We start from the raw sequence: 20992 nt of genomic DNA, 5'->3' as shown, positions 1-20992 counted from the left end.
GATGAATAAAAATCTAAAGTTTGTTGTCTTCGCCGTGGTTGTTTTAGCTATTTGGGTGTGGCACAATAACTACTCAGTTGATAGGGACCCATTACCAACCTCTAAAGAGAATCCGATAATTACACTGCAAACTAATTATGGCAGTATCACTCTTGAATTATTTCCTGAAAAAGCGCCGAAGACCGTGGAAAATTTTGTGACCCTCGCAAAAAAAGGTTTTTATAATGATACCCTTTTTCATCGTGTGATTAAGGGCTTTATGATTCAGGGTGGCGATCCTCTGACAAAATCTTCCCCAAACAACTGGGGTGTTCATGGTACGGGCGGACCGGGATATCAGTTTGCTGATGAGTTTAATGATCAGAAACTAGTTCGTGGTATTATTGCGATGGCGAACGCTGGCCCAAACACAAACGGTTCTCAATTTTTTATTATCACCGCTCCGGCGACGGACTGGCTTGATGGTAAGCATACTGCTTTTGGTCGGGTTATTTCTGGGATGGAGGTAGTAGACAAAATAGAACTAACTAAGGTTAATGAAAATGCCCACCCACTGGAAGATGTAAAGATTGAAGCGATCGAGGTGAAGTGAATCACTGGGCTAATTTCCCAAGCCTCGTTTCCAATCATCCCAAAGCATTTCTGCCTTGCCCTCCGGAACAACCTTTCTTATGATAAAGATCCCGTTTTCTAGAGTGGCATCTGTGATTTTAATGCGACGATTCTTGGAGTCAAAAAAATAGATACTGGGCCAGGGGGAATAGGCGCGGAATTTTTGGAAATTAGATTCCGGGTCATCGTTTAGGTTTATTTCTCCATCCGATTTTTCAATCTTTTTAGTAAACGTCGCTTCGCTGTGGATTTGTGGTTCGGTCTTAATCTCACCAGCAATCCACCTTGGCATTACTTCGGCGAGCATCTCTGCGCCAAGCGTCGCCAGTTCGCCCCTTAGTTCTGTGTAACTTTTGCCTTTTGCGGTGATCATTTTTTGGGACAAAATTGGACCGTGGTCCATTTCTTCGTCTAGTAGCATAATAGAAACCCCAGTCTCTTCATCATCATTCAAGATCGCCGTCTGAATTGGCGAGGGACCACGATATTTTGGTAAGAGTGATGGATGGATATTGAGTGCACCAAATCTCGGCAAACCGAGGACTTCTTTCTTTATAATTTTGCCGTAAGAGGCCACGACAAATAAGTCAAAATTGCCCTGAGGATTATCTGTTGTGAACGGAATTTTATTTTTTTCGGCCCAAGTTTTGACGGGTGTGGGTGTCAGAAAAAGTTTCCGTCCGCGGGGCTTGTCTGGCATGGTTACAATGACAGAGGGGGGTAATTTCCTGGACTTTAAATTTTCCAAAATCGCAACCGCAAATTCGTCGGTGCCAAAGAAGGCAAATTTAATCATTAGGGCGATTTTCTGGTCTGAATTCTTCTAAATTTTGAGCTTTGTCGATGAAAAGTTCGCCGTTTAGGTGGTCAATTTCGTGTTGAAATATTTGTGCCATTAACCCCGTACCGTGTCTGGTAAATTTCTGACCATTTTGGTCGTAGGCTTCCACGCTTGCTTTTTCTGCGCGGTCGACTTGCCCGTAGAGCCAGCGAACGGAGAGGCAACCTTCCTCTAAGGGTTCCTTTTTCTTTGAAAGTTTTGTGATGATCGGATTGATGAAGACAAGATTTTTTTCTTCTGGCATTTTTACAATGAAGATTCGCTTAGAAATCCCGATTTGTGGAGCGGCGAGAGCAATTCCGTCCGGTTCGGCCGTTAGAGTTTCTACCATTTCTTCTAGGATTTTTTTTAGTTCTATCGTACCGAATTCCTTTTCCGCCACCTGCTTTGCCACTTGTCTAAGCAGGGGATTGTCTCTCTGTATAATTTCAGCCATGAACTTAATTTATAACACACTTTCTGGATTAATGCTAACTTTAAAACTGGGCGGGAGCTTCTTTAGCCAGGCGACTAGGTCGAGTTTTGGCCAATCTTCCGGCGGGATTTTTATTAGGAGGTTTAGTTCATCTCCGTGCAGACTGGGGTAGGTGGCGGGAGACCACTTTAGAAGTATTTTTTCCATTTTTTTGAAAGTGGCTCGCAGTGTCGAGTCATTTCCAGGGTGTGTAATTTTAATGAAAATTTTGAATGGCGGGTAGTCAAACTGTTCTCTCTCAGCAATTTCTCGACGGTAGAATTCCAGAAGTTGTCCGTGCGCAATTTCGGTTAGCGTTTCATTCTCGCTTTGTCTGGTTTGGATTAGCATTTCTTTACTCGTCATTCCCCGTAGACGAGCGAGGAGGATGAAAACTTTTTCGTTGATTCTGAAATCTGGTAAAGCGAGCATTGAGTCAACCGTTATCACTACACTGTGCGTAACTTTTTCATCAAGATAACGTAATGCCATCTCCGTGCCGACCAGGATCGCTCCCGATGTAGCATGGAATTTTTTTGAGACTGATTCCGCCGACTTAGGGCTTTTTGTTTGATCACTGTCAATCTGAAAAATGGCGCGATTAGGAACGAGTAGCTTTAATTCTCTGGCGACCCGTTCAATCCCGGTGCCGAGAGGGCGCAGACGCCAACTCTGACATCGTCGGCACTTTTCCTCTGCGGTTCGTGTCTCGCCGCAATGGTGACAACGGAAAACATTCTCCTTATGTAAAACGAGTGGTGATTCGCAGTTGCCACAAAGTACAGCCTCACCACAGTCATCACAAACAATGATCGGCGCTACGCCTCGTCGATTAGCCAGCAGGAAAATCTTTTCCTTGGCTGTCTTTTCGATTAGATCTTTTGTTTCCTCACACCAGATGACATCGCCCGAAACACTGACCAGCTTCATCTTTACGTTGTCGGTGAGACGTTGCTTGGGTGTTCTAACCGGTACCAGTTCGTTTCTTTCCGTCCGCCACATGGTCTCTGGCCGCAGAAGAATATCTCCCACGAGCAGTTTTTGTCCGCGCTTGCTGGTCAATTTTTCTACGAAAATTCGATAATCGACGAAGGGTCGAGACAGGGTGTGGTAGTTCGCGGAGTTTTCTCGGTCCAGGATCACTAGTCCGAGGTCGTTTCTTGTTAAAGATAGAAATGGTGGTGTGGCAATAACCAGAAGGGGGTGGTCTTCGGTCAACGCTTTTGTCCAGTTTTCTCTTAGATTTTTTGCCCCCAGCTTACTGTGTAGCCGAACGGTGTAATGTTCGATCCCTTTCTCTAGGCTGGGTGCGGATGCGAGCAAGTCAGACAATGTCGGTTCGCAGACAAAGACTGACTGGTTCCTGGCGAAAGATTCCCGAATCAAACCACGGTAATAAGACAGTCTTTCCTCGTCCGTGTCTTGGATAACAAGTTTCTCACCACTGATTTCACGAGTCATTTTTTTAATTGTATTTCCTAAACTTTTTTGTTTTTCAAAAATTATTTTAGGCAGAAGAGATTTTAAGATTTGGCCAATCGGGGCAGCAAAGTAGTCTGCGAGCTCGTTCGCGGTTTCCACCAACTCGGGTGAGAGAAACTGTCGAGTCTTAATCTGGTTAATTTTCTTGATGCTGAAGTCTGCTTTTTTTAAGCTAGTTTTTGCTTCGGTGAGAGAATCAATTTTGACAACAAGTGCGGCGGTCATCTTCTGGCGGACGGGTACACTGACTAGATCACCGACCGCAATCTCTTGAGCGCTGAAATAAGTCAGGTTGTCACGGAAAATACCTCGGGTAATCGGAATGACGGTGACGATTTTCATCGTTTTTACTATATTGTAAAAAGAGAGGAAAAGCCATACAATGACGAATATGAGTTTCTTCGTTAAGAAATTAGGGATTGATTTGGGCACGGCCAACACGCTCGTCTTTATCCCCGGGCAGGGGATTGTCTTGAATGAACCGTCAGTCGTCGCCGTTTCAGAATTAGACAATAAGGTAATGGCCGTTGGTCTGGAAGCTAAGGAGATGATTGGCAAAACGCCGGACAACATTACTGCTTATCGACCGATGAAGGATGGAGTCATTGCCGATTATCGGGTGACTGAGGTGATGTTGCGTTATTACATCAATAAGGCGATTGGTCGGTTTAACCTCTTCAAGCCGGAAGTGATGATTTCTGTCCCTGCGGGCGTAACCTCGACAGAGAGACGGGCGGTGATTGAGGCCGCGATGAAAGCGGGGGCGAGAAGTGCTTATGTGGTTAAGGAACCGATTCTGGCGGCGATTGGTGCGGGCATACCAATTTATGAACCGCGTGGGCATATGGTCTGTGATATTGGTGGCGGAACGACGGATGTGGCGGTAATTAGTCTGGGTGGCATTGTGGCTTCAACTTCGGTCAAATATGCTGGTAATAAAATTGATCAGGCTATCGCAGATTATATTAAGAAGACCTTTAATCTCGCGATTGGTGATAAAACTGCCGAGGAGGTGAAAATAAAGATTGGTTCGGCCGTGCCGGTAGAAAATGAGGAGGTTTATGTTATCAAGGGACGAGATTTCCTGACCGGTTTACCGCGTTCGGCAGAAATAAAAACAAATGAGATTGTTAAGGCGATTGATGCTGAGTTGCGGGAGATGGTGCGGGCGATTAAAAATGTGTTCCAAGAAACTCCACCGGAACTCGCGAGCGACATCATTGATCACGGGGTTATTATGACCGGTGGTTCGTCGCAACTAGCCAATCTGGCCGAGTTGGTCTATCGAAGGACGGGCGTGAAGGCGCGTGTGGCAAATGAGCCGCTTTATTGCGTGGTTAACGGGACGGGCGTTGCGCTGGAGCATCTCGATGTCTATAAAAAAAGCATCATTTCCAAAAACTAAGCATCACGCTCGCTTGGTTCGTGGTCGCGTCCTACCGGGAGAGAGAATAGATTTTTCTTTTCCGATTCTTGGTATTAAAGAGGCGAGAATTTTGCGGGAAAGGGGGAGCCGGGCAAGTGCTGGGGAAGAGCTCACCGTCTACTGTGAATCAATTACTGAAGAGGGTCAGAATGCCCTTCTGAAGGTCCTCGAAGAGCCGGCGACTGGCGTTATGTTTGTGATCCTTGTTCCCCGAAGCATTCAACTTTTACCAACACTTCTCTCCCGCTTAGAGGTGGCAGATCGGGAGACGGATGAAAGTAAAGAAGATTTAACAGAAATAAAAAAGTTTGTAAACGCAGGCTTTGATTCCCGTTTGAAGATTATTGCCGAGTTGATAAAGAGGTCAGAAAAAACAGGGGAAAATTCAAAAAGTCTGGCCTTGAAGTTTCTCGATGGCTTGGAGGTTTATTTGTCGCGAGTGGTTGGAGTAAAGGCGATGAAAGAGGATCTAATTTTTGCCTTAGCGGAAATTCGTCAGGGTCGGGTTTATCTTGATGATAAAAGTGGCACGACTAAACTAGTTTTGGAACACATTGCGCTAGTTTTGCCCACCTAGTTGACAACTCCTGTAAAATGAGTATAATCGGGGTCGGAGGCTAGATGTACTAGCCACGGCTCGGCGTTCCGAGATTTGAACCTTAATTTAGGAAAGGACAGTATCATGGCTACTAATAAAGTGGTCGTGGCGGGGTCGGATGTTACGGCTTCGCAACTCAAGGACTTGTTTCGACAGATTGATGACCGCTCAATTAACGGAGAGATCATTCAAGCGGTGCTAGACCATCGCAATCCATTCCCCGAAGTGGGTGTTCTCAAGAGTGGTTTCGTTTCTGATTTGGCCAACACCGCACTTCAATTGACGGCCTGGCAGAAGTTTTACCGGGAATTGTTCGGCATCAAGTTGGACACGAGTAAGATCGTGATTCCTAAACGTCGAGCTGGTTTTGATCGGCTGATTGTGGTGGCGAAGGGCCTCAAGCTCAATCAAGTCTTCCAGAAATGTGGCGCGCTCTTCGGCACTTGGTCAAGCATCGATGATCTGGACAAATCGGTGACCAAGAACGATCGCGAGCCAACGGCGAGTTATGCCATCTGGATTCGTGATCGAGTGGAGGCCGATCAAGAGCTGAAGGGTCGCTCGGCCGATGACCTGGCGGAGCGGAAAGTTTCGGGTATCACTCTCTTGGAGCGGATGCTGTGGGAACTCTTCTACTTCAAGGAGACTGGCAAACATCTGGACATTAAGAATGTCACACTTTGCTCTGGTTCCCGTCACTCTGATGGCCTCGTGCCGCACGCGTACTGGGGCCCGGACGACCGCAAGTTCTACGTCGATTGGACGAATCGCGACTATGCGGACGACGACCTTCGCTCCCGTGAAGCAGTTTCGGTCTAAGCCTTCTTGCTTCTACCTTGTAACCTCTAACCCCGTCTTCGCGCCAGCGAGACGGGGTTAATTTTTTCTTTTCTTTCTAATTCTGTTATCATATTTTCATGTCCTACAACTTCAATCAATTTAAGACGAAGACGAAGGAGATTGGCGAGTGGCTTAGTCGCGAGTTTGCCAGCATTCGAACGGGCCGGGCCACGCCCGCTCTGCTTGATAGTGTGCAGGTTGAGAGCTATGGCGCACGGGTGCCACTCAAACAGGTGAGTGCAATTGCCGTGGAAGATGTTCGAAGTCTACGAATTAGTGTGTGGGATAAAACTCAACTGAAGGCGGTGGAGAGTGCGATTATGTCCGCGAATCTCGGTCTATCAGTAGCTGGCGCCAGCGACGGCTCGGGCCTGCGAGTTACCTTTCCAGAACTTACAGCCGATAAACGAGCCCTGCTGGCCAAACTGGCTCATGACCGAACGGAGGAGGCCAAGGTTTCCCTAAGGAAGGAACGGGAGAAAGTTTGGAACGATATTCAAGAAAAAGAAGAGGCAAAAGAGTTAAGCGAGGATGAGAAGTTTCGGTTGAAAGACGAATTGCAAAAAATTGTGGCTGAAGAAAATGAGAAGTTGGAAAAACTAAAGGCGAAGAAGGATGCGGAAATTATGAATTAAATAAGAGATGTCGATTCTACTTCTAATTGTTGTTCTGGGTATCTTAATACTCTCGCATGAGTTTGGACATTTTATTGTTGCGAAGAAGTCGGGGGTGCGGGTAGATGAATTTGGTTTTGGGTTTCCACCGCGACTCTTTAGTTTTACAAAAGGTGAGACAACATATTCGCTCAATCTCTTGCCTTTTGGGGGTTTTGTAAAAATTTTTGGCGAGAATCCTGATGAGGAATCTCTCACTGGCCGTGATAGTTCTCGGAGTCTTACAGGCAAGTCGCGCTCGGTACAAGCCGCAGTATTGGTCGCAGGCGTGGTTTGCAATCTTCTACTGGCGTGGATTTTTCTCTCGGTCGGGTTCATGATTGGTATGCCGGTTTCAACTCAAAGTGGTTTTGCGTCTGAGGGCGAGGCTCGTTTAATTATCACGAGCATCAATCCCGGATCACCAGCTGAACTTGCAGGCTTGAAACCGGGAGATCAGATTTTGTCACTTGCCGACGAGCGGGGCATTATGGCTGAGGACCCCAATCCGGAAATTGTTTCCACTTTTATCGCCGCTCATCCGACAGAGGATATTTTATTATCAGCCCAACGCGGTGAGGCGACACTGGAGTTTAAGTTGAGACCGGCTGATGGTTTGGTTCAGGATCGCGCCGCGATTGGCATCGTGATGGATGAGGTAACGATTGCCAGATCATCTTTTTTTGTGGCGTTTATTCATGGTGCCGAGATGACCGCCAGATTGACCATCGCCACAGTTTTTGGTTTATGGCAATTAATTGCCAAGTCTTTTACAGGGGAGAGCGTGCTGGCAAACATTACTGGCCCAGTTGGATTGGTTGGTTTGGTTTCTGATGCGGCCTTACTCGGTTTTGTCTACCTGCTTTCTTTTACCGCATTTATTTCAATTAATCTCGCCGTCCTCAATCTGGTGCCTTTTCCGGCGCTTGATGGGGGGAGGCTTCTGTTTCTCTTGATTGAAAAAATAAAGGGTTCACCAATCAGACCCCAAGTGGCAAACTTTCTTAATCTGGTTGGTTTCGGGCTGCTCCTGCTTCTTATGCTGGTGGTTACTTATGGTGATATTCGCCGCTTGCTTTTCTAGGGATATTGTGATACTGTGCTAATGGAAGGAGAATTTTATGATCTTTGTGCCAAAGCCCGGACCACAGACAATCGGTGAAATTGTGAATGCTGATTTTGCGAAGACTATCATCAGTTGGCCCGACATCGTGAGACGAAGGCGGGAGGCTTTAATGAGGCGTGGTATCAAGCGAGTGGATCTGACAAAACCACGCCGATAAAGCCCGCGGGGTCATTTTGACCCCGCGCTTTTTTTGCGCTAAGCTAAGGGACGATGTTGCAGTCTCAACTTTTTACCAAAACGCGCCGTGAAGCACCGAAGGATGAGGTTGCTAAAAACGCTCAACTTCTAATTCGGGCCGGCTTTGTTCAGAAGGAGGTGGCGGGGGTTTATGATTATTTGCCTCTGGGTTTGAGGACTTTAGAAAAGATTAATCGACTGATTCGCTCAGAGATGCAGAAACTGAATGCGACAGAGATTAACATGTCCGCATTACAGAACCCTGATTTGTGGCAGAAGACGGGGCGATGGGATGACAAAAGTGTGGATGTTTGGTTTAAGACAAGATTGAAGAATGAGAGCGAATTGGGATTAGGGTTTACCCACGAAGAACCGATTACCAGTTTATTGAAAGAGCACATCAAATCCTATCGTGACTTGCCGCGAGCGGTTTACCAAATTCAAACTAAATTTCGCAATGAAACACGGACGAAGAGCGGACTAATCCGTGGCCGAGAATTTTTAATGAAAGATCTTTATTCTTTTCATGCGACACGGGTCGACCAAGAGGAGTTCTACGGAAAAGTGTCGAAGGTTTATCAAGATATTTTTAAGGCAGTTGGTTTGGGGGAAAGGACTTATTTAACCTTTGCTTCGGGCGGCGCTTTCTCAAAGTATAGTCACGAATTCCAGACGCTTTCTGAGGCGGGTGAGGATACGATCTATCTTGCTTCAGACAAAGAAATAGCGGTTAATCTCGAGGTTGCCACACCGGAAGTGCTTAACGAGCTTGGTCTAGAGAAGGAAGAATTGGTACCACATAAGTCAATTGAGGTTGGCAATATTTTTACTCTGGGCACGCGCTTTTCCAGCGCCATTGGTCTAAACTATCTCGACAGTGAGGGCAAAAGTCAGCCAGTTTGGATGGGAAGTTATGGCCTTGGGCCAAGTCGTTTGTTGGGTACCGTGGCCGAAGTTTTGTCTGATGAGGACGGTTTAGTTTGGCCCAAAAGTATTGCTCCGTTTATGGTTTACTTGATCGTTTTGAACAGTAGGGATGAAAAGGTTATGCGGTCTGCGCGGACGCTTTACGAGACATTAGAGAAATTGGGCGTTGAAACTTTATTTGATGACCGGGGACTGAAGGCGGGGGAACATTTTGCTGACAGTGATTTGATCGGTTTGCCCTATCGTGTGGTGGTAAGCGAGAAAACACTGGCGGAAGAAAAGTATGAGCTCAAGATTAGGTCAAATGGCGAAGTTAACCTTCTAGATGAGAAAGCGTTGATTAAGCTTCTCCAAAATTAAAAATCATGCTCAAGATTCTCGAACGCTTTTACAGTTTGTTTTCCAACGATATTGGCATTGATCTTGGAACGGCCAATACGCTTGTTTACGTTAGAGGGCAGGGGATTGTAATTAATGAGCCTTCCGTTGTTGCGATCAATGATAAGACGGGGCGTGTTGTGGCGATTGGTAATGATGCCAAGCAGATGACTGGTCGCACGCCGGCACATATCAGCGTTGTTCGACCGTTGGTTGATGGCGTGATTTCCAATTTTGAGGTGGCCGAAGAGATGCTCCGTTATTTTTTACGCCAGGCAAACGCACTTGTTCCTAAGAAGTGGCTTCGTCCACGCGTAGTGATTGGTGTTCCTTCCGGCATTACAAACGTAGAAATTCGTGCCGTGCGCGATGCCGCTAAGAATGCTGGGGCGGGTCGGGTTTATGTGGTGGAAGAACCGATGGCCGCCGCAATTGGAATTCGCTTACCAATTCATGATCCCGTCGGCAACATGGTGGTGGATATTGGTGGTGGGACGACTGATATCGCCGTCATTTCTCTTAGTGGTATCGTCCAGTCGAAAAACCTAAGGGTGGCTGGAGATAAACTAAATGCTGATATTGTGGGTTATGTTCGTGACGAATTTAAGATTCTGTTAGGTGAAAAAACGGCAGAGGAAGTGAAAATGGCGATTGGTTCGGTGATAAAAAAACGGGAATCACAGGACGCCACAATTCGTGGTCGCGACCTGGTAACCGGCTTGCCAAAGGAGGTGGTTATTACAGACACCGATATTCGAGAAGCGATTAGTGCCTCAGTAGAACTACTTGTCGACGGGATTAAAGAAGTGCTAGAGGCCACACCGCCCGAAGTGATTTCCGACGTGATGCACAAGGGGATTATCGTGACTGGCGGTGGGTCTTTGATTGGTGGCATACGTGATCTGTTATCCGAGGAATTAAAGATCCCTATTCATCTTACTGATGACCCGCTCTCATCGGTGGTACGTGGTACCGGTGTTATTTTAGAGGATTTAACATTGTTTCAGGATATTTTGTTGAACGATGATGATCATTTACCACCAAAATAGAAATTATCGCGGTTGGGGTTTGGTTTTTCTCGTGTCTATTGTTTTGTTTGCCGGGGGGTTTTTTAGTCGAAATCTCTCTGGTTTGGCTCTTTGGATTGGAAGTCCGTTCTGGTTTATTCGCGATTCGGTTACCGCCCTATGGCAGAATGATTTGGTCGCTGAAAATAATTTTCTTAAAAAACGTGTGAATCTCTTAGAGACTGAATCACAGGAACGGACACTGTTGATTAAAGACAATGATTGGTTAAGAAGTGAATTGGGCCGAAAGCTGAATGGCCAAAGTGAACGGGAAATTGCTCGTGTCTTGGTTGGCTGGAACAGTGGGCCATTTGACGTTTTGACCATTGATCTTGGACAGAATAATGCCACTCGACCACCCGTTGTCGGCGATCCGGTGCTTGCTGGTGGCAATGTTTGGTTGGGCGAGGTGGCAGATGTTTATGGTTCAAAAAGTAAGGTAAAATTACTTTCAATTTCTGGGCAGATTACGCCGGTTGTCCTTGGAGACGGGCGTATTCCTGTTACCTTAAGCGGACAGGGTGGTGGTAATTTTTCACTTACTCTTCCCGCTGGTTCTACCGTGAAGGTTGGTGATCTTGCTCTGGCTTCTGGTCCCGATCGTGACTGGGTTGTGGCCGTGGTGGGAGCGGTTACGTCAATGCCGGCAACCGGTGAGCAGAAGGTTTTTTTGCGGCAACCATTAAAAGCAAGTAGCTTGAAGTATGTGGAACTGGCAACCCACTAATTGGTCAGTGGCCATCGTGCTTATTTTCGCCGTCTGGTGGTTACCGTGGTGGCTTTTTCTATTTTTTTTCTGTATCAGTACTCTCTTCTTGGTCAACTTTTACCAAGCATTCGTCCCCGCATTAATTTTTGATCTTTCGTACGTGGCAAGCGCCGTGGCACCGTGGCGACTTGCTCTGCCGATTACCACACTGACAATTATTTTACTTGTACTTGCCATTACTCTACAATCAAAAATGAGACTATGAAACGAACACTAGATCTAGATGAAATTTTTCTTGATGCCAGTAATTTACCCTCCTTCAATAAGCAACAGTTTGAGGATTATATTGAACGCCCAGTTTCGAGAAAAACTTTTTATTTTTTTTCTGGGTTCTTTTTACTCATCGGACTCATTTTTATCGGACAAACTTTTAATCTCCAACTCTTGCGTGGAGAAGCGTTGGCGGCGAGAAGTGAAAACAATACCTTGCGCCAGATCCCGATTTTTGCCGAACGGGGAATTTTGACGGACCGTTTTGGTGAAATTTTGGCCTGGAATGATAATGGTAAACGCTTATACATTGAACAGCCCGGTCTGGCGCATTTGCTTGGCTATGTGAGCCAGATTGACGGAGAAGAGTTGAAGGGTCTTGATGGTGTTGAGAAAATTTTTAACGAACGGTTACGGGGACAGACTGGAACTAAGATCGAGGAGGTCGATGTTACGGGGAAGAACCAATCAGATTATTTGCTTGAGCCACCGGTGTCCGGTCAGAATTTAACACTGGCCATTGATGCTCGTTTGCAGTCCGAGATCCATCACGCCATTGCTAATTTGGTAAGTCAGGGTCGTTTTGAGGGTGGTGCTGGTGTGTTTCTAGACACGGAGACGGGTGAAATTCTAGCCCTCACCAATATGCCGGAGTACGATTCTAATGTTCTCTCTACCGGATCTGACAGAGCGAAAATCAATGGTTATCTACAAGACAAGAATTTCCCATTTTTGAATCGAGCCGTTGCCGGTCTTTATACGCCAGGATCTATTGTAAAGCCGATTATGGCCGTGGCCGCCTTGAACGAAAATTTGATAAGTCCTAGTAAAAAAATATTAAGTACCGGTCAACTTGTGGTACCTAACCCCTACTTTCCCGGGCAACCGTCAATCTTCAAAGATTGGAAGGCGCATGGTTGGACGGATATGCGCGATGCTTTAGCCGTCTCTTCTGACGTCTATTTCTATACAATTGGTGGTGGGTTTGGGGATCAAGTTGGTTTAGGGATAGAACGGATTGCCAAATATGCCAGACTTTTCGGTTTGGGTGAGAATACGGGCAGTGAATTTCCCAACGAAGCAGTGGGAACTGTTCCTACACCAGAATGGAAAAAGTCCAACTTCGAAGGTGCCGAGTGGTTACTCGGTAACACTTATCATACAGTGATTGGACAATATGGTTTTCAAGTTACACCACTTCAGGTGGCGCGTGTCGTATCTGCTCTTGGTAATGGTGGGCGATTGGTAAAGCCACGGTTACTGGCTATTCAACCCGGCGAGGTGATGACTTGGGATACAATTCCGGGGGTTAATACTGAGTCACTAAAAGTTGTGGGGGAAGGAATGAGGCGAAGTGTCACGATTGGTACGGCTATTGGATTGAATATTCCGTCGGTGGCAATTGCTGCAAAGACTGGTACCGCCGAACTTGGAGTAACCAAAAATTTTGTGAACTCCTGGGTTACTGGTTTCTTTCCCTACGAGAATCCACGCTATGCTTTCGCACTGGTGATGGAGCGTGGTAAACGGACGAACCTGATCGGTGCCACGGCGGTGATGCGTCAGGTTTTTGATTGGATGAAGATCCATGCGCCAGAATATTTCGAGAATTAAATCTTAGTTTGACCTTATGATGCTTTTCGTCTACACTGTACCTCAATTATGAACACAGATTACCTAACAAAGGGGAAGCATGATGAATTAGAGAAAGAACTGGCCGAACTTAAACTGGGACGTCGTAAGGAAGTTGCCGAGCGTTTGGAATTTGCCAAGTCTCTGGGCGATCTATCGGAGAATGCCGAGTATCATGCCGCGCGTGAGGAACAAGCCGAAATTGAGGACAGAATTAATCAGCTAGAGCTGTTACTAAAGACATCGGAAATTGTAAACGTCCATCATAGTTCCGTAGTGGAGATCGGTTCAACACTGACGGTTGAAAAATTGACCGACAATTCAAGAATGAAATTAACTTTAGTTGGCTCAGAGGAAACAGATGTTCACGCCGGCAAGATATCTAGTAGTTCGCCACTCGGGAGAGCCCTTATCGGCAAGAAGCGTGGTGAGACGATTGTGGTAGATACGCCGCGAGGCGAAGTCGCTTATAAAATTATTAGTCTTGACTAGCTAGATGGCCTCACTTGAAGAGATTCGCGTTGAACGAGAAAAGAAGGTCGTGCGTTTACTGGAGGTGGGTCTAGACCCTTATCCAATAGAGACGGTCCGTGATTTTACCTGTGGAGAGGTACTTGATAGTTTCGCAAAATTAAGTAAACGGAAGAAATTGATGGGTGTGTCGGGGAGAGTCCGAGCAATTCGTGGTCAGGGAGCAATTATGTTTATGGATCTGGACGATGGTACGGGGCGTCTACAACTAGTGGTAAGGCAGGATGATTTAGCCGAGGAGCAATTCCAGCTCATGGTAGACACGCTAGATATTGGTGATTTTGTGGAGGCGCACGGCTCTCTTTTGGTCACTAAGCGTGGTGAGAAAAGTCTCGTTGTGAAGAGTTGGCGGATGTTGACGAAGAGCCTCCGTCCGCTACCAGACAAGTGGCATGGTTTACAGGATGTTGAGGAGCGTTTTCGTCGCCGTTATCTGGATATCCTTATGTCGCCGGAAGTGAAGGAACGTTTTCTTGTCAGGTCTAAAATTGTTTCTGAAATCCGAAGCTTTTTGGATAAAGAGGGATTTTTAGAAGTTGAGACTCCAGTGTTACAGCCGATTCCTGGTGGTGCGAGCGCCGCACCCTTTATTACTCACCACGAGGCATTGGACACGGATTTGTTTCTACGCATATCAGAGGAACTTTATCTTAAGCGATTACTGGTTGGCGGTTTCCCGAAGGTCTACAGTCTATCGCGCAATTTTCGTAATGAGGGGATTGACACCACTCACAATCCCGAGTTCACGATGCTGGAGTGGTATGAGGCCTATAGTAACGCTACCGAGCAGCAGAAATTCGTTTTCAATTTATTGAAAGTTGTGGTGAAGAAAATTTTCGGTGGTCTAAAGTTTAAGTATGCGGGTGACGAGATCGATTTAGCCAAACCAGTTAAAGTTGTTAGTTATTACGATTTACTTAAGCGTCATGCGCTGATTACTGATCCCGCTAGTGCAACACGGGAAGAACTTCTGCTGAAGGCGAGTCAACTCGGTGTCAAGTTTAATCCAGGTGACGGTCGGGAAAAAATAATGGATGTAATTTATAAAAAAGTTTGTCGGCCGAAACTTATCCAGCCGACCTTTCTAGTTGATTTTCCAGTTGATTATTTACCTTTGGCTAAGAAGAAATCAAGTGATAATCAGTTGGTGGATGCCTTTCAACTGGTTATTGGTGGTGTGGAGATTGTGAAAGCTTTCTCGGAACTCAATGACCCAGTTGATCAGCGGGCACGCTTCGAAGCTCAAGAAATGAATCGCGAGTCCGGTGATAATGAAGCGCAGAGAATTGACGAGGATTTTCTAGAGGCACTTGAGTATGGCATGCCACCGGCTGGTGGCGTGGGTATCGGTATTGACCGGCTTACCATGCTTCTTACCGACACGCAGAACATTAAAGAGGTGATTCTTTTCCCAACTCTGAAACCAAGGGGCATTGAACCCATGGAGTGAAGTTTAAATAGGGATCGAAATCTTAAAGTCCGGGCATAGCTCGGGCTTTTTCGTACCTTCGCTCAATGGGCGACTGTGGATAAGTGGGGTTGTTGAATGGTGCTTGGTGGGATAAAATGGTAGGTAAGTGGAGAAAAGTGGGGAATGTATAAAAACGGGGTTATGCTTATCGGCGAACACCAACACACCTTAGATGACAAAAAGCGCCTTGCCATACCAGCAAAATGGCGTAAGGAAGTGGGTCGGCGTGTGGTGATAACGCCCGGATTAGATAATTGTTTGTTCGTTTATACCATTAAGGAGTGGCAACGTGTTTCCGAAAAACTGGCCTCTCTCTCAATGTTACGAGCAGATACCCGAAGCTTCAATCGTTTCATGCTCGCTGGTGCTTCTGAGTGTGAAGTGGATAGTATCGGACGGGTACTGGTCCCGGATCATCTCAAGAAATTTGCTGGTCTCGGGACAAGGACGATTATTGCTGGCGTTCACAGTCGTCTAGAAATTTGGGACGAGGAACGTTGGCAGAAGTACAAAGCGGGTGTGGAAAAGCAGGCCGATGCTCTCGCCGAGAAGCTAAGTGAGATTGGGGTTTTCTAGGTCGATGGTACACGAACCAGTTCTTTTAAAAGAGGTGATGACGGGATTAGACGTTCATCCGGGGGAAATTTTACTGGATTTAACCGTTAATCGTGGTGGACACAGTCGTGAGCTGTGTCGGCAATTGGCGAGTCACGGACATTTGATCGGAATTGATGCTGATGCCGGTGCGCTTAAGGAAGCGACAGATAATTTGAAGATCTGCCCTTGCCCGGTGACATTGCTGGAGGGTAATTTCCGTGATTTGACGCAAATCATCGATGGAATTGGCATTGGTAAGGTGGATGCAATCCTTGCTGACCTCGGGCTTTCGAGTCAGCAGCTTGATGAGTCTGATCGTGGTTTTTCCTTCCAGCGTGATGAGCCACTCAATATGAATTTGAGCCACAATACCGCTCCGGGGTCTTTGACCGCGTATCAGATCGTTAATTTCTGGCAAGAGACTAGTTTGGCTGATGTTATTTTCGGTTATGGCGAAGAGCGTTTTGCTCGCCGGATTGCCAAAGCGATTGTGTCAGAGAGAGAGGTGGCGCCAATATCGACAACTCAAGAACTAGTTGCGGTGATTAAGTCTGCCATACCTCTTCGCTACCAGAATGGACGTCGTCACCCAGCGACTAAAACTTTCCAGGCTTTGCGTATCACGGTAAATGACGAGCTCGGTAGCTTGAGTGCCGCCCTTGAATCAGCCTGGTCTCGTCTCAACCGGAATGGCCGTTTTGCCATCATCACCTTTCACAGTTTAGAGGCAAGATTGGTGAAGAATTTTTTTCGAGAAAGGGTTAAAGAGAGAAATGCTGAACTTTTGACCAAACACGCTGTTCGCCCTACTCGTGAAGAAGTTCTCAAGAATCCGCGCTCTCGTAGTGCTCAACTAAGAATCATTAAAAAACTTTAAAAAATTACAATGACTGCTGTAAATTTAAATATCTTTCTCCGTCGTCGCAGACTCTTCTTCATCCTTGCTTTCACCGCCCTTTCTTTTCTGGTCGGCTATCTTTATTTGGTTAATAGCACTGTTTTTGCTCTTGTGTCTCGAGAAAAGTTGGTGACTATCTTGGCGGCTAAACAAGGGGCGGTGGTTTCTCTTGAATCTGAATACTTGACCCTCGCGAGCGGTGTGACAATGGAGCGAGCAATTGAACTTGGTTTTCGTGACGCGGCGAAGGAAACTATTTTTGCTGATGCATCTCCGTTGCCAGTCTTGAGTTATGTCGGGAATTAACCCGACATGGCGTGTTCGTCTCCTGTCTCTTTTTGTTGTTTGTCTTACGGTATTACTCGTTGTAAGACTTTTTTTTCTCCAAATAATTCAGAATAGCTACTATGCAGATAAGGCGGACCGCCAATATCAACGGCCACAGAACAGTCTACCCAACCGCGGGACTATTTTTTTTAAACAACAAGATGGTGGGCTGGTCTCTGGTGCGACGATGCGGGATGGTTTTCTCGTGGCAATCAACCCGAGCAAACTGAAAGATGCGGAGGTGGTTTATCAGAAACTTACAGAACTTTTTCCCATTGAACGGGAGTCCTTCTTCAAGAAAGCGGGGAAGACAACCGATCCTTATGAAGAAATTGCCACCCGTCTGGATGAAAGCACGGCCAAGAAAATCCAAAGTTTGAGTTGGGATGGTCTTGGTGTTTATAAAACACGTTGGCGTTTCTATCCTGCTGGAAAAACCGCAGCCCAAGTTCTAGGGTTAGTTAATTATGATGGTGATGGCACCTACGGTTTAGAGAAATACTATAATGCTATTCTTTCTCAAAAAGAAGAGAAAACCTTTGTCAGCTTTCTTGCTCAAGTTCTTTCCGATTTTGGAGGGTCAGTTACCGGTGGCGACGATAAGACTGAAGCTGATTTGGTTTTGTCGCTTGAGCCAACGGTTCAAAATACTTTGGAAACAGAGTTGAGCGGGGTGCGTGAGAAATGGGGGGCAGAATTGGCCGGGGGAGTTGTGCTTGATCCAGCCACCGGAGCAGTAATCGCTCTCGGAGCTACACCCGGGTTTGATCCAAACGCCAAACAAACCACTCTCGAACACCTCGCCAACCCCTTAGTTGAGCGGACTTACGAATTGGGTTCCACTTTTAAACCCCTGACCATGGCCGCAGCCCTTGACGCTGGTGTCGTAACAGCCAAAACGGTCTACGATGATAAGGGAACACTGGAATTAAACGGCCAAACTATTGGTAACTACGATCGTCGGGCTCGCGGTGTGGTGCCGATGCAGGAAGTCTTGAACCAGTCTCTCAATACCGGTGCCGTTTTCGCAATGCAGAAACTCGGGCGTAATCGTTTTCGTGATTATATGATTAATTATGGTTTAACAGAAAAAACGGGGATTGATTTACCCAATGAGGTGATCGGGTTAAATAATAACCTTAACAGTAGTCGCGATATCGAATATGCGACGGTTGCCTTCGGTCAGGGTATTACGGTGACACCAATTCAAATGGCTAGAGCCCTCGCTGTGCTTGGGAATGGTGGTAAATTAGTTAAACCTTATATCGTGAGTGAGGTTAGGCACCGCAACAGCAAGATTACCACAGAGATAAAACCCGAAATTACCCGTCAGGTGATTAAGCCAGAAACGAGTAAGGAGATTACTCGAATGTTAGTTGAGGTGGTTGATTCAGCTCTTGTTGGTGGAAAATACAAGATGGCCCAATATCGTGTGGCGGCAAAGACTGGCACGGCGCAGCAAGCAAGGGTCAACGGAGCAGGTTATGACCCAGATCGGTTTCTCCATTCTTTTTTTGGCTATTTTCCCGCAAGTAATCCACGTTTCCTTGTTTTGTTTTATCTCGTCAATCCGCGCGGTGCACGCTATGCCTCCGATACACTCACCGAACCATTTATGTCTCTAACAAAATTTTTGCTAAACTATTACCATGTTCCGCCTGATCGTTAAAGGTTTTATCACCAGCATTCTGCGGATAGAGGCGCGGCTGGTTTTGAAAAAGTATCGACCCAAAATTCTAGCAATTACGGGAAGTGTCGGTAAAACTGGCGCGAAGGAAGTAATCGCTACCGTCTTGGCGACAAAGTATCGAGTGCGCGCAAGCCAGAAGAGTTTCAATAGTGAGATTGGTGTGCCGCTCACGATTCTCAATTTACCCAATGCCTGGTGGAGTTTGTTTGGTTGGATGAAAAATTTGGTCGAAGGTGTTGGTCTGATCCTCTTTCGTTCACCCTATCCAGAATGGTTAGTCTTGGAGACGGGCGTTGATCGCCCAGGTGATATGCGTCGTTTGGTAAAATGGCTTAAACCAGATGTGGTTGTTGTTACGAGTTTTCCGAATGTCCCTGTGCACGTTGAATTTTTTCAGTCTTCAGAAGAAGTCATTCGAGAAAAATGGCGTTTACCGGCGAGCGTTGTTTCATCAGGGCTGGTGATTCTCAATGGTGACGAAGAAAAGATTAGAGATTTACTCCCAACACTCAAATGTCACACTTTGACTTATGGACTAGGAGAAAAAGCTCAAGTTCGCGGTTCACAGCCGTACTTTGTTTACGGTGAAGGAGAAAACGGGCAACCAATCGGACTTGGTTTGCGGGTTGATTATCAAGGCAATAGTGTACCGTTCAAGCTAATTGGGGTATTGGGGGAGCATCAACTGTACGCTCTTCTTGCCGCCACGGCCGTAGCGGTGAACGAGGGAATTAATTTGATCGAGGCAAGTGAGGCGATTGAGAAATTAGAAACGCCTCCCGGCCGAATGAAGCTATTACCTGGAGTTAAAAATACTTTAATTATTGACGACACCTATAACTCTTCACCAGTTGCTCTAGCTTCGGCTCTTAATACCTTGAGCGAACTTCGTGTGACGGGTCGGAAGATAGTCGTTTTGGGAGATATGCTGGAATTGGGTGTTCACACTATTAGCGCACATCGTGAAGCGGGTGTTCAGGCGGCACGGGTGGCCCATGTATTGATGACCGTCGGCTTGCGAATGAAGTTTGCCACGGAAGAAGCTTCCAGAAAGAAAATGGGGAAAAAGGTCTTACACCACTTCGAAGACGCTCGTGAGGCCGGCAAGTTCCTCCAAGAGTTTATCCAAGAAGGCGATGTCGTTCTGATAAAGGGTTCGCAATCACTTCGGATGGAGCGCGCGGTGGAAGAGATAATGCTTCACCCAGAAGATAAGGGTAAACTTCTCGTGAGACAGGAAGAAGAGTGGTTGAAAAAATAAACCCCACCGTTCAGTGAACAGTGGGGTTCTGGTTAGATGATCTCTTCAGCGGTGCTCTTGGAAATACGGTGAGTTTTCTGAAGAATTCTCCGGATTTGTCTCTTAGATTTTTGTTTCTCTCGCTCGATTCTCCCTTGTTCCCTTGTTTGGTTGTCGTTGAACTGTGCACTATGGAATGCTTCTCTCAGGTGTGCAATGACGGACTCTTTTGCTGTGCCGATGTACCTTCTACCCGCTTCAGGAGCAAATTCTGTAACTAGGAAATCCCAGTCGTTGTCGTAGAATTCTCCCAGTTTTTGCGCAAGATCCGGCATCTCTTTTTCGGTTGTGAACTTGCCGCTGGCGAGAAATGAACCAATGGTGATTGCCAACTGTTTCCAGGAAACAGTTTTAGATACGCGCCCCTTGAATGCTTCTTTCGGATAGATTACGCACCGCGTTTCTCCTCCGGTGTACGTACTTTCCGTCATAAGACCAATAGCCTCACAGGTTCGCCACAGGGTTTCGAAACTTTCTTCCTTGTGTAGGTAGTCGAGTAATTTGTCATTCTTGCGACGGGTACGATCATCCAAGATGAGATAAGTAGTTATCACTACCATAAAGGCAACAACGGAGGCAACAACTAAAACCAAAAGAGAACAGAGAATCCACATTCTACACCTCTTCCTTGCAACCGGAGTTGCAAATTGGCCTGTTTTTATCCGGACGGGCCGGCATTTAGCGGGGCGGACCCCAACAGGCATTGACAAAGATCAACACTCGAATATTATACACACCAAGTTAAGGTTGTCAATGAGAAGAGTCAGCGATTTGTTAAAATGTGACTCAAATGCTATAATTTGCAAGATTGTCTCGGCCCTATCGTCTATCGGCTAGGACACAGCCTTCTCAAGGCTGGAAGCAGGGTTCGATTCCCTGTAGGGTCACCAATGTAGTTGGATCAGCTAAATATTGTTGATATGGGGCTAGATAGCCCTGATAATATGCGATGTCTGTGCGCACAATGCCATGCCATTATTACTCAT

General features: G+C 46.4%; 22 protein-coding genes and 1 tRNA gene. 19 read left to right on the top strand and 4 right to left on the bottom strand.

What is annotated here, in order from left to right; genetic code table 11:
• Position 1 precedes the first annotated feature (1 nt).
• The gene (locus IT398_02885; GenBank protein MCC6290986.1) at positions 2–592 is read left to right on the top strand and encodes a peptidylprolyl isomerase; all 591 of its coding nucleotides are present in this window, start codon (positions 2–4) and stop codon (positions 590–592) included.
• 9 nt (positions 593–601) lie between these two features.
• Here the strand turns inward: IT398_02885 and IT398_02880 are convergent, their stop codons facing one another.
• From IT398_02880 to IT398_02870, 3 genes are read right to left on the bottom strand one after another with little or no spacing between them, the layout of a single operon-like run.
• Entirely contained in the window at positions 602–1408 is an 807-nt protein-coding gene (locus tag IT398_02880; GenBank protein ID MCC6290985.1) for a methionyl-tRNA formyltransferase, read from the bottom strand.
• Positions 1401–1889: a peptide deformylase gene (def, locus tag IT398_02875; protein ID MCC6290984.1), complete on the bottom strand. Its 489-nt coding sequence runs from the start codon at positions 1887–1889 to the stop codon at positions 1401–1403. The genes IT398_02880 and def overlap by 8 nt, the downstream gene beginning before the upstream one ends.
• A 9-nt stretch (positions 1890–1898) precedes the next feature.
• Positions 1899–3731 (bottom strand): hypothetical protein, encoded by a 1833-nt coding sequence (locus tag IT398_02870; GenBank protein ID MCC6290983.1) that lies wholly within the window; start codon positions 3729–3731, stop codon positions 1899–1901.
• Between the two features lie 49 nt (positions 3732–3780).
• On the opposite strand from IT398_02870, the gene IT398_02865 reads away from it, so the two are divergent.
• The 17 genes from IT398_02865 (at position 3781) to IT398_02785 (ending at position 19967) form a co-directional block, all read left to right on the top strand.
• The gene (locus tag IT398_02865) at positions 3781–4794 is read left to right on the top strand and encodes a rod shape-determining protein (GenBank protein MCC6290982.1); all 1014 of its coding nucleotides are present in this window, start codon (positions 3781–3783) and stop codon (positions 4792–4794) included.
• Complete coding sequence (locus IT398_02860) at positions 4760–5392, top strand: hypothetical protein (GenBank protein MCC6290981.1); 633 nt, start codon at positions 4760–4762, stop codon at positions 5390–5392. Before IT398_02865 ends, IT398_02860 begins: the two co-directional genes overlap by 35 nt.
• A gap of 105 nt (positions 5393–5497) precedes the next feature.
• On the top strand, positions 5498–6232 hold the full coding sequence (locus IT398_02855; protein MCC6290980.1) for a hypothetical protein: 735 nt from the start codon (positions 5498–5500) through the stop codon (positions 6230–6232).
• A 98-nt stretch (positions 6233–6330) separates the two neighbouring features.
• Positions 6331–6888 carry a ribosome recycling factor gene (gene frr / locus IT398_02850; GenBank protein MCC6290979.1) on the top strand — a complete coding sequence of 186 codons (558 nt, stop codon included), beginning with the start codon at positions 6331–6333 and terminating at the stop codon, positions 6886–6888.
• 7 nt (positions 6889–6895) lie between these two features.
• A complete protein-coding gene (gene rseP, locus IT398_02845; protein MCC6290978.1) occupies positions 6896–7990 on the top strand; it encodes an RIP metalloprotease RseP in 1095 nt (364 codons plus the stop codon).
• Positions 7991–8027: 37 nt separating this feature from the next.
• Positions 8028–8189 (top strand): hypothetical protein, encoded by a 162-nt coding sequence (locus IT398_02840; GenBank protein ID MCC6290977.1) that lies wholly within the window; start codon positions 8028–8030, stop codon positions 8187–8189.
• A 53-nt stretch (positions 8190–8242) separates the two neighbouring features.
• Positions 8243–9496 (top strand): prolyl-tRNA synthetase, encoded by a 1254-nt coding sequence (locus tag IT398_02835; GenBank protein MCC6290976.1) that lies wholly within the window; start codon positions 8243–8245, stop codon positions 9494–9496.
• Between the two features lie 5 nt (positions 9497–9501).
• On the top strand, positions 9502–10563 hold the full coding sequence (locus IT398_02830; protein MCC6290975.1) for a rod shape-determining protein: 1062 nt from the start codon (positions 9502–9504) through the stop codon (positions 10561–10563).
• On the top strand, positions 10538–11308 hold the full coding sequence (locus tag IT398_02825; GenBank protein ID MCC6290974.1) for a hypothetical protein: 771 nt from the start codon (positions 10538–10540) through the stop codon (positions 11306–11308). Before IT398_02830 ends, IT398_02825 begins: the two co-directional genes overlap by 26 nt.
• A gap of 243 nt (positions 11309–11551) precedes the next feature.
• Positions 11552–13174: a hypothetical protein gene (locus tag IT398_02820; GenBank protein MCC6290973.1), complete on the top strand. Its 1623-nt coding sequence runs from the start codon at positions 11552–11554 to the stop codon at positions 13172–13174.
• Between the two features lie 48 nt (positions 13175–13222).
• Entirely contained in the window at positions 13223–13684 is a 462-nt protein-coding gene (gene greA / locus IT398_02815) for a transcription elongation factor GreA (GenBank protein MCC6290972.1), read from the top strand.
• 4 nt (positions 13685–13688) lie between these two features.
• Positions 13689–15173, top strand: a complete 1485-nt coding sequence (lysS, locus tag IT398_02810) for a lysine--tRNA ligase (GenBank protein ID MCC6290971.1) — start codon at positions 13689–13691, stop codon at positions 15171–15173.
• Between the two features lie 162 nt (positions 15174–15335).
• Complete coding sequence (gene mraZ / locus IT398_02805) at positions 15336–15770, top strand: division/cell wall cluster transcriptional repressor MraZ (GenBank protein ID MCC6290970.1); 435 nt, start codon at positions 15336–15338, stop codon at positions 15768–15770.
• Between the two features lie 4 nt (positions 15771–15774).
• Complete coding sequence (gene rsmH / locus IT398_02800) at positions 15775–16668, top strand: 16S rRNA (cytosine(1402)-N(4))-methyltransferase RsmH (GenBank protein ID MCC6290969.1); 894 nt, start codon at positions 15775–15777, stop codon at positions 16666–16668.
• Between the two features lie 9 nt (positions 16669–16677).
• On the top strand, positions 16678–16995 hold the full coding sequence (locus tag IT398_02795; protein MCC6290968.1) for a hypothetical protein: 318 nt from the start codon (positions 16678–16680) through the stop codon (positions 16993–16995).
• Positions 16982–18685: a penicillin-binding protein 2 gene (locus IT398_02790; GenBank protein ID MCC6290967.1), complete on the top strand. Its 1704-nt coding sequence runs from the start codon at positions 16982–16984 to the stop codon at positions 18683–18685. The genes IT398_02795 and IT398_02790 overlap by 14 nt, the downstream gene beginning before the upstream one ends.
• Positions 18666–19967, top strand: a complete 1302-nt coding sequence (locus tag IT398_02785; protein ID MCC6290966.1) for a UDP-N-acetylmuramoyl-tripeptide--D-alanyl-D-alanine ligase — start codon at positions 18666–18668, stop codon at positions 19965–19967. The genes IT398_02790 and IT398_02785 overlap by 20 nt, the downstream gene beginning before the upstream one ends.
• Positions 19968–19999: 32 nt before the next feature.
• Here the strand turns inward: IT398_02785 and IT398_02780 are convergent, their stop codons facing one another.
• Positions 20000–20620, bottom strand: a complete 621-nt coding sequence (locus IT398_02780) for a hypothetical protein (GenBank protein MCC6290965.1) — start codon at positions 20618–20620, stop codon at positions 20000–20002.
• A 201-nt stretch (positions 20621–20821) separates the two neighbouring features.
• On the opposite strand from IT398_02780, the gene IT398_02775 reads away from it, so the two are divergent.
• A tRNA-Glu gene (locus tag IT398_02775) sits at positions 20822–20896 on the top strand.
• Positions 20897–20992 lie beyond the last annotated feature (96 nt).

The sequence above is a fragment of the Candidatus Nomurabacteria bacterium genome, assembly GCA_020847275.1.
Lineage (GTDB): Bacteria > Patescibacteriota > Minisyncoccia > Phycocordibacterales > JACOZG01 > JADLCI01.
The sequence above is the reverse complement of the archived record's forward strand: the minus strand, read 5'-3'. Positions and strand labels throughout refer to the sequence as shown.

What these genes read in the sequence shown, in the direction of transcription:
- IT398_02885 (MCC6290986.1), top strand. Translation starts at nt 2, where the DNA reads ATGAATAAAAATCTAAAGTTTGTTGTCTTCGCCGTGGTTGTTTTAGCT.
- IT398_02880 (MCC6290985.1), bottom strand. Translation starts at nt 1,408, where the DNA reads ATGATTAAATTTGCCTTCTTTGGCACCGACGAATTTGCGGTTGCGATT.
- def (MCC6290984.1), bottom strand. Translation starts at nt 1,889, where the DNA reads ATGGCTGAAATTATACAGAGAGACAATCCCCTGCTTAGACAAGTGGCA.
- IT398_02870 (MCC6290983.1), bottom strand. Translation starts at nt 3,731, where the DNA reads ATGAAAATCGTCACCGTCATTCCGATTACCCGAGGTATTTTCCGTGAC.
- IT398_02865 (MCC6290982.1), top strand. Translation starts at nt 3,781, where the DNA reads ATGAGTTTCTTCGTTAAGAAATTAGGGATTGATTTGGGCACGGCCAAC.
- IT398_02860 (MCC6290981.1), top strand. Translation starts at nt 4,760, where the DNA reads ATGTCTATAAAAAAAGCATCATTTCCAAAAACTAAGCATCACGCTCGC.
- IT398_02855 (MCC6290980.1), top strand. Translation starts at nt 5,498, where the DNA reads ATGGCTACTAATAAAGTGGTCGTGGCGGGGTCGGATGTTACGGCTTCG.
- frr (MCC6290979.1), top strand. Translation starts at nt 6,331, where the DNA reads ATGTCCTACAACTTCAATCAATTTAAGACGAAGACGAAGGAGATTGGC.
- rseP (MCC6290978.1), top strand. Translation starts at nt 6,896, where the DNA reads ATGTCGATTCTACTTCTAATTGTTGTTCTGGGTATCTTAATACTCTCG.
- IT398_02840 (MCC6290977.1), top strand. Translation starts at nt 8,028, where the DNA reads ATGATCTTTGTGCCAAAGCCCGGACCACAGACAATCGGTGAAATTGTG.
- IT398_02835 (MCC6290976.1), top strand. Translation starts at nt 8,243, where the DNA reads ATGTTGCAGTCTCAACTTTTTACCAAAACGCGCCGTGAAGCACCGAAG.
- IT398_02830 (MCC6290975.1), top strand. Translation starts at nt 9,502, where the DNA reads ATGCTCAAGATTCTCGAACGCTTTTACAGTTTGTTTTCCAACGATATT.
- IT398_02825 (MCC6290974.1), top strand. Translation starts at nt 10,538, where the DNA reads ATGATGATCATTTACCACCAAAATAGAAATTATCGCGGTTGGGGTTTG.
- IT398_02820 (MCC6290973.1), top strand. Translation starts at nt 11,552, where the DNA reads ATGAAACGAACACTAGATCTAGATGAAATTTTTCTTGATGCCAGTAAT.
- greA (MCC6290972.1), top strand. Translation starts at nt 13,223, where the DNA reads ATGAACACAGATTACCTAACAAAGGGGAAGCATGATGAATTAGAGAAA.
- lysS (MCC6290971.1), top strand. Translation starts at nt 13,689, where the DNA reads ATGGCCTCACTTGAAGAGATTCGCGTTGAACGAGAAAAGAAGGTCGTG.
- mraZ (MCC6290970.1), top strand. Translation starts at nt 15,336, where the DNA reads ATGCTTATCGGCGAACACCAACACACCTTAGATGACAAAAAGCGCCTT.
- rsmH (MCC6290969.1), top strand. Translation starts at nt 15,775, where the DNA reads ATGGTACACGAACCAGTTCTTTTAAAAGAGGTGATGACGGGATTAGAC.
- IT398_02795 (MCC6290968.1), top strand. Translation starts at nt 16,678, where the DNA reads ATGACTGCTGTAAATTTAAATATCTTTCTCCGTCGTCGCAGACTCTTC.
- IT398_02790 (MCC6290967.1), top strand. Translation starts at nt 16,982, where the DNA reads ATGTCGGGAATTAACCCGACATGGCGTGTTCGTCTCCTGTCTCTTTTT.
- IT398_02785 (MCC6290966.1), top strand. Translation starts at nt 18,666, where the DNA reads ATGTTCCGCCTGATCGTTAAAGGTTTTATCACCAGCATTCTGCGGATA.
- IT398_02780 (MCC6290965.1), bottom strand. Translation starts at nt 20,620, where the DNA reads ATGTGGATTCTCTGTTCTCTTTTGGTTTTAGTTGTTGCCTCCGTTGTT.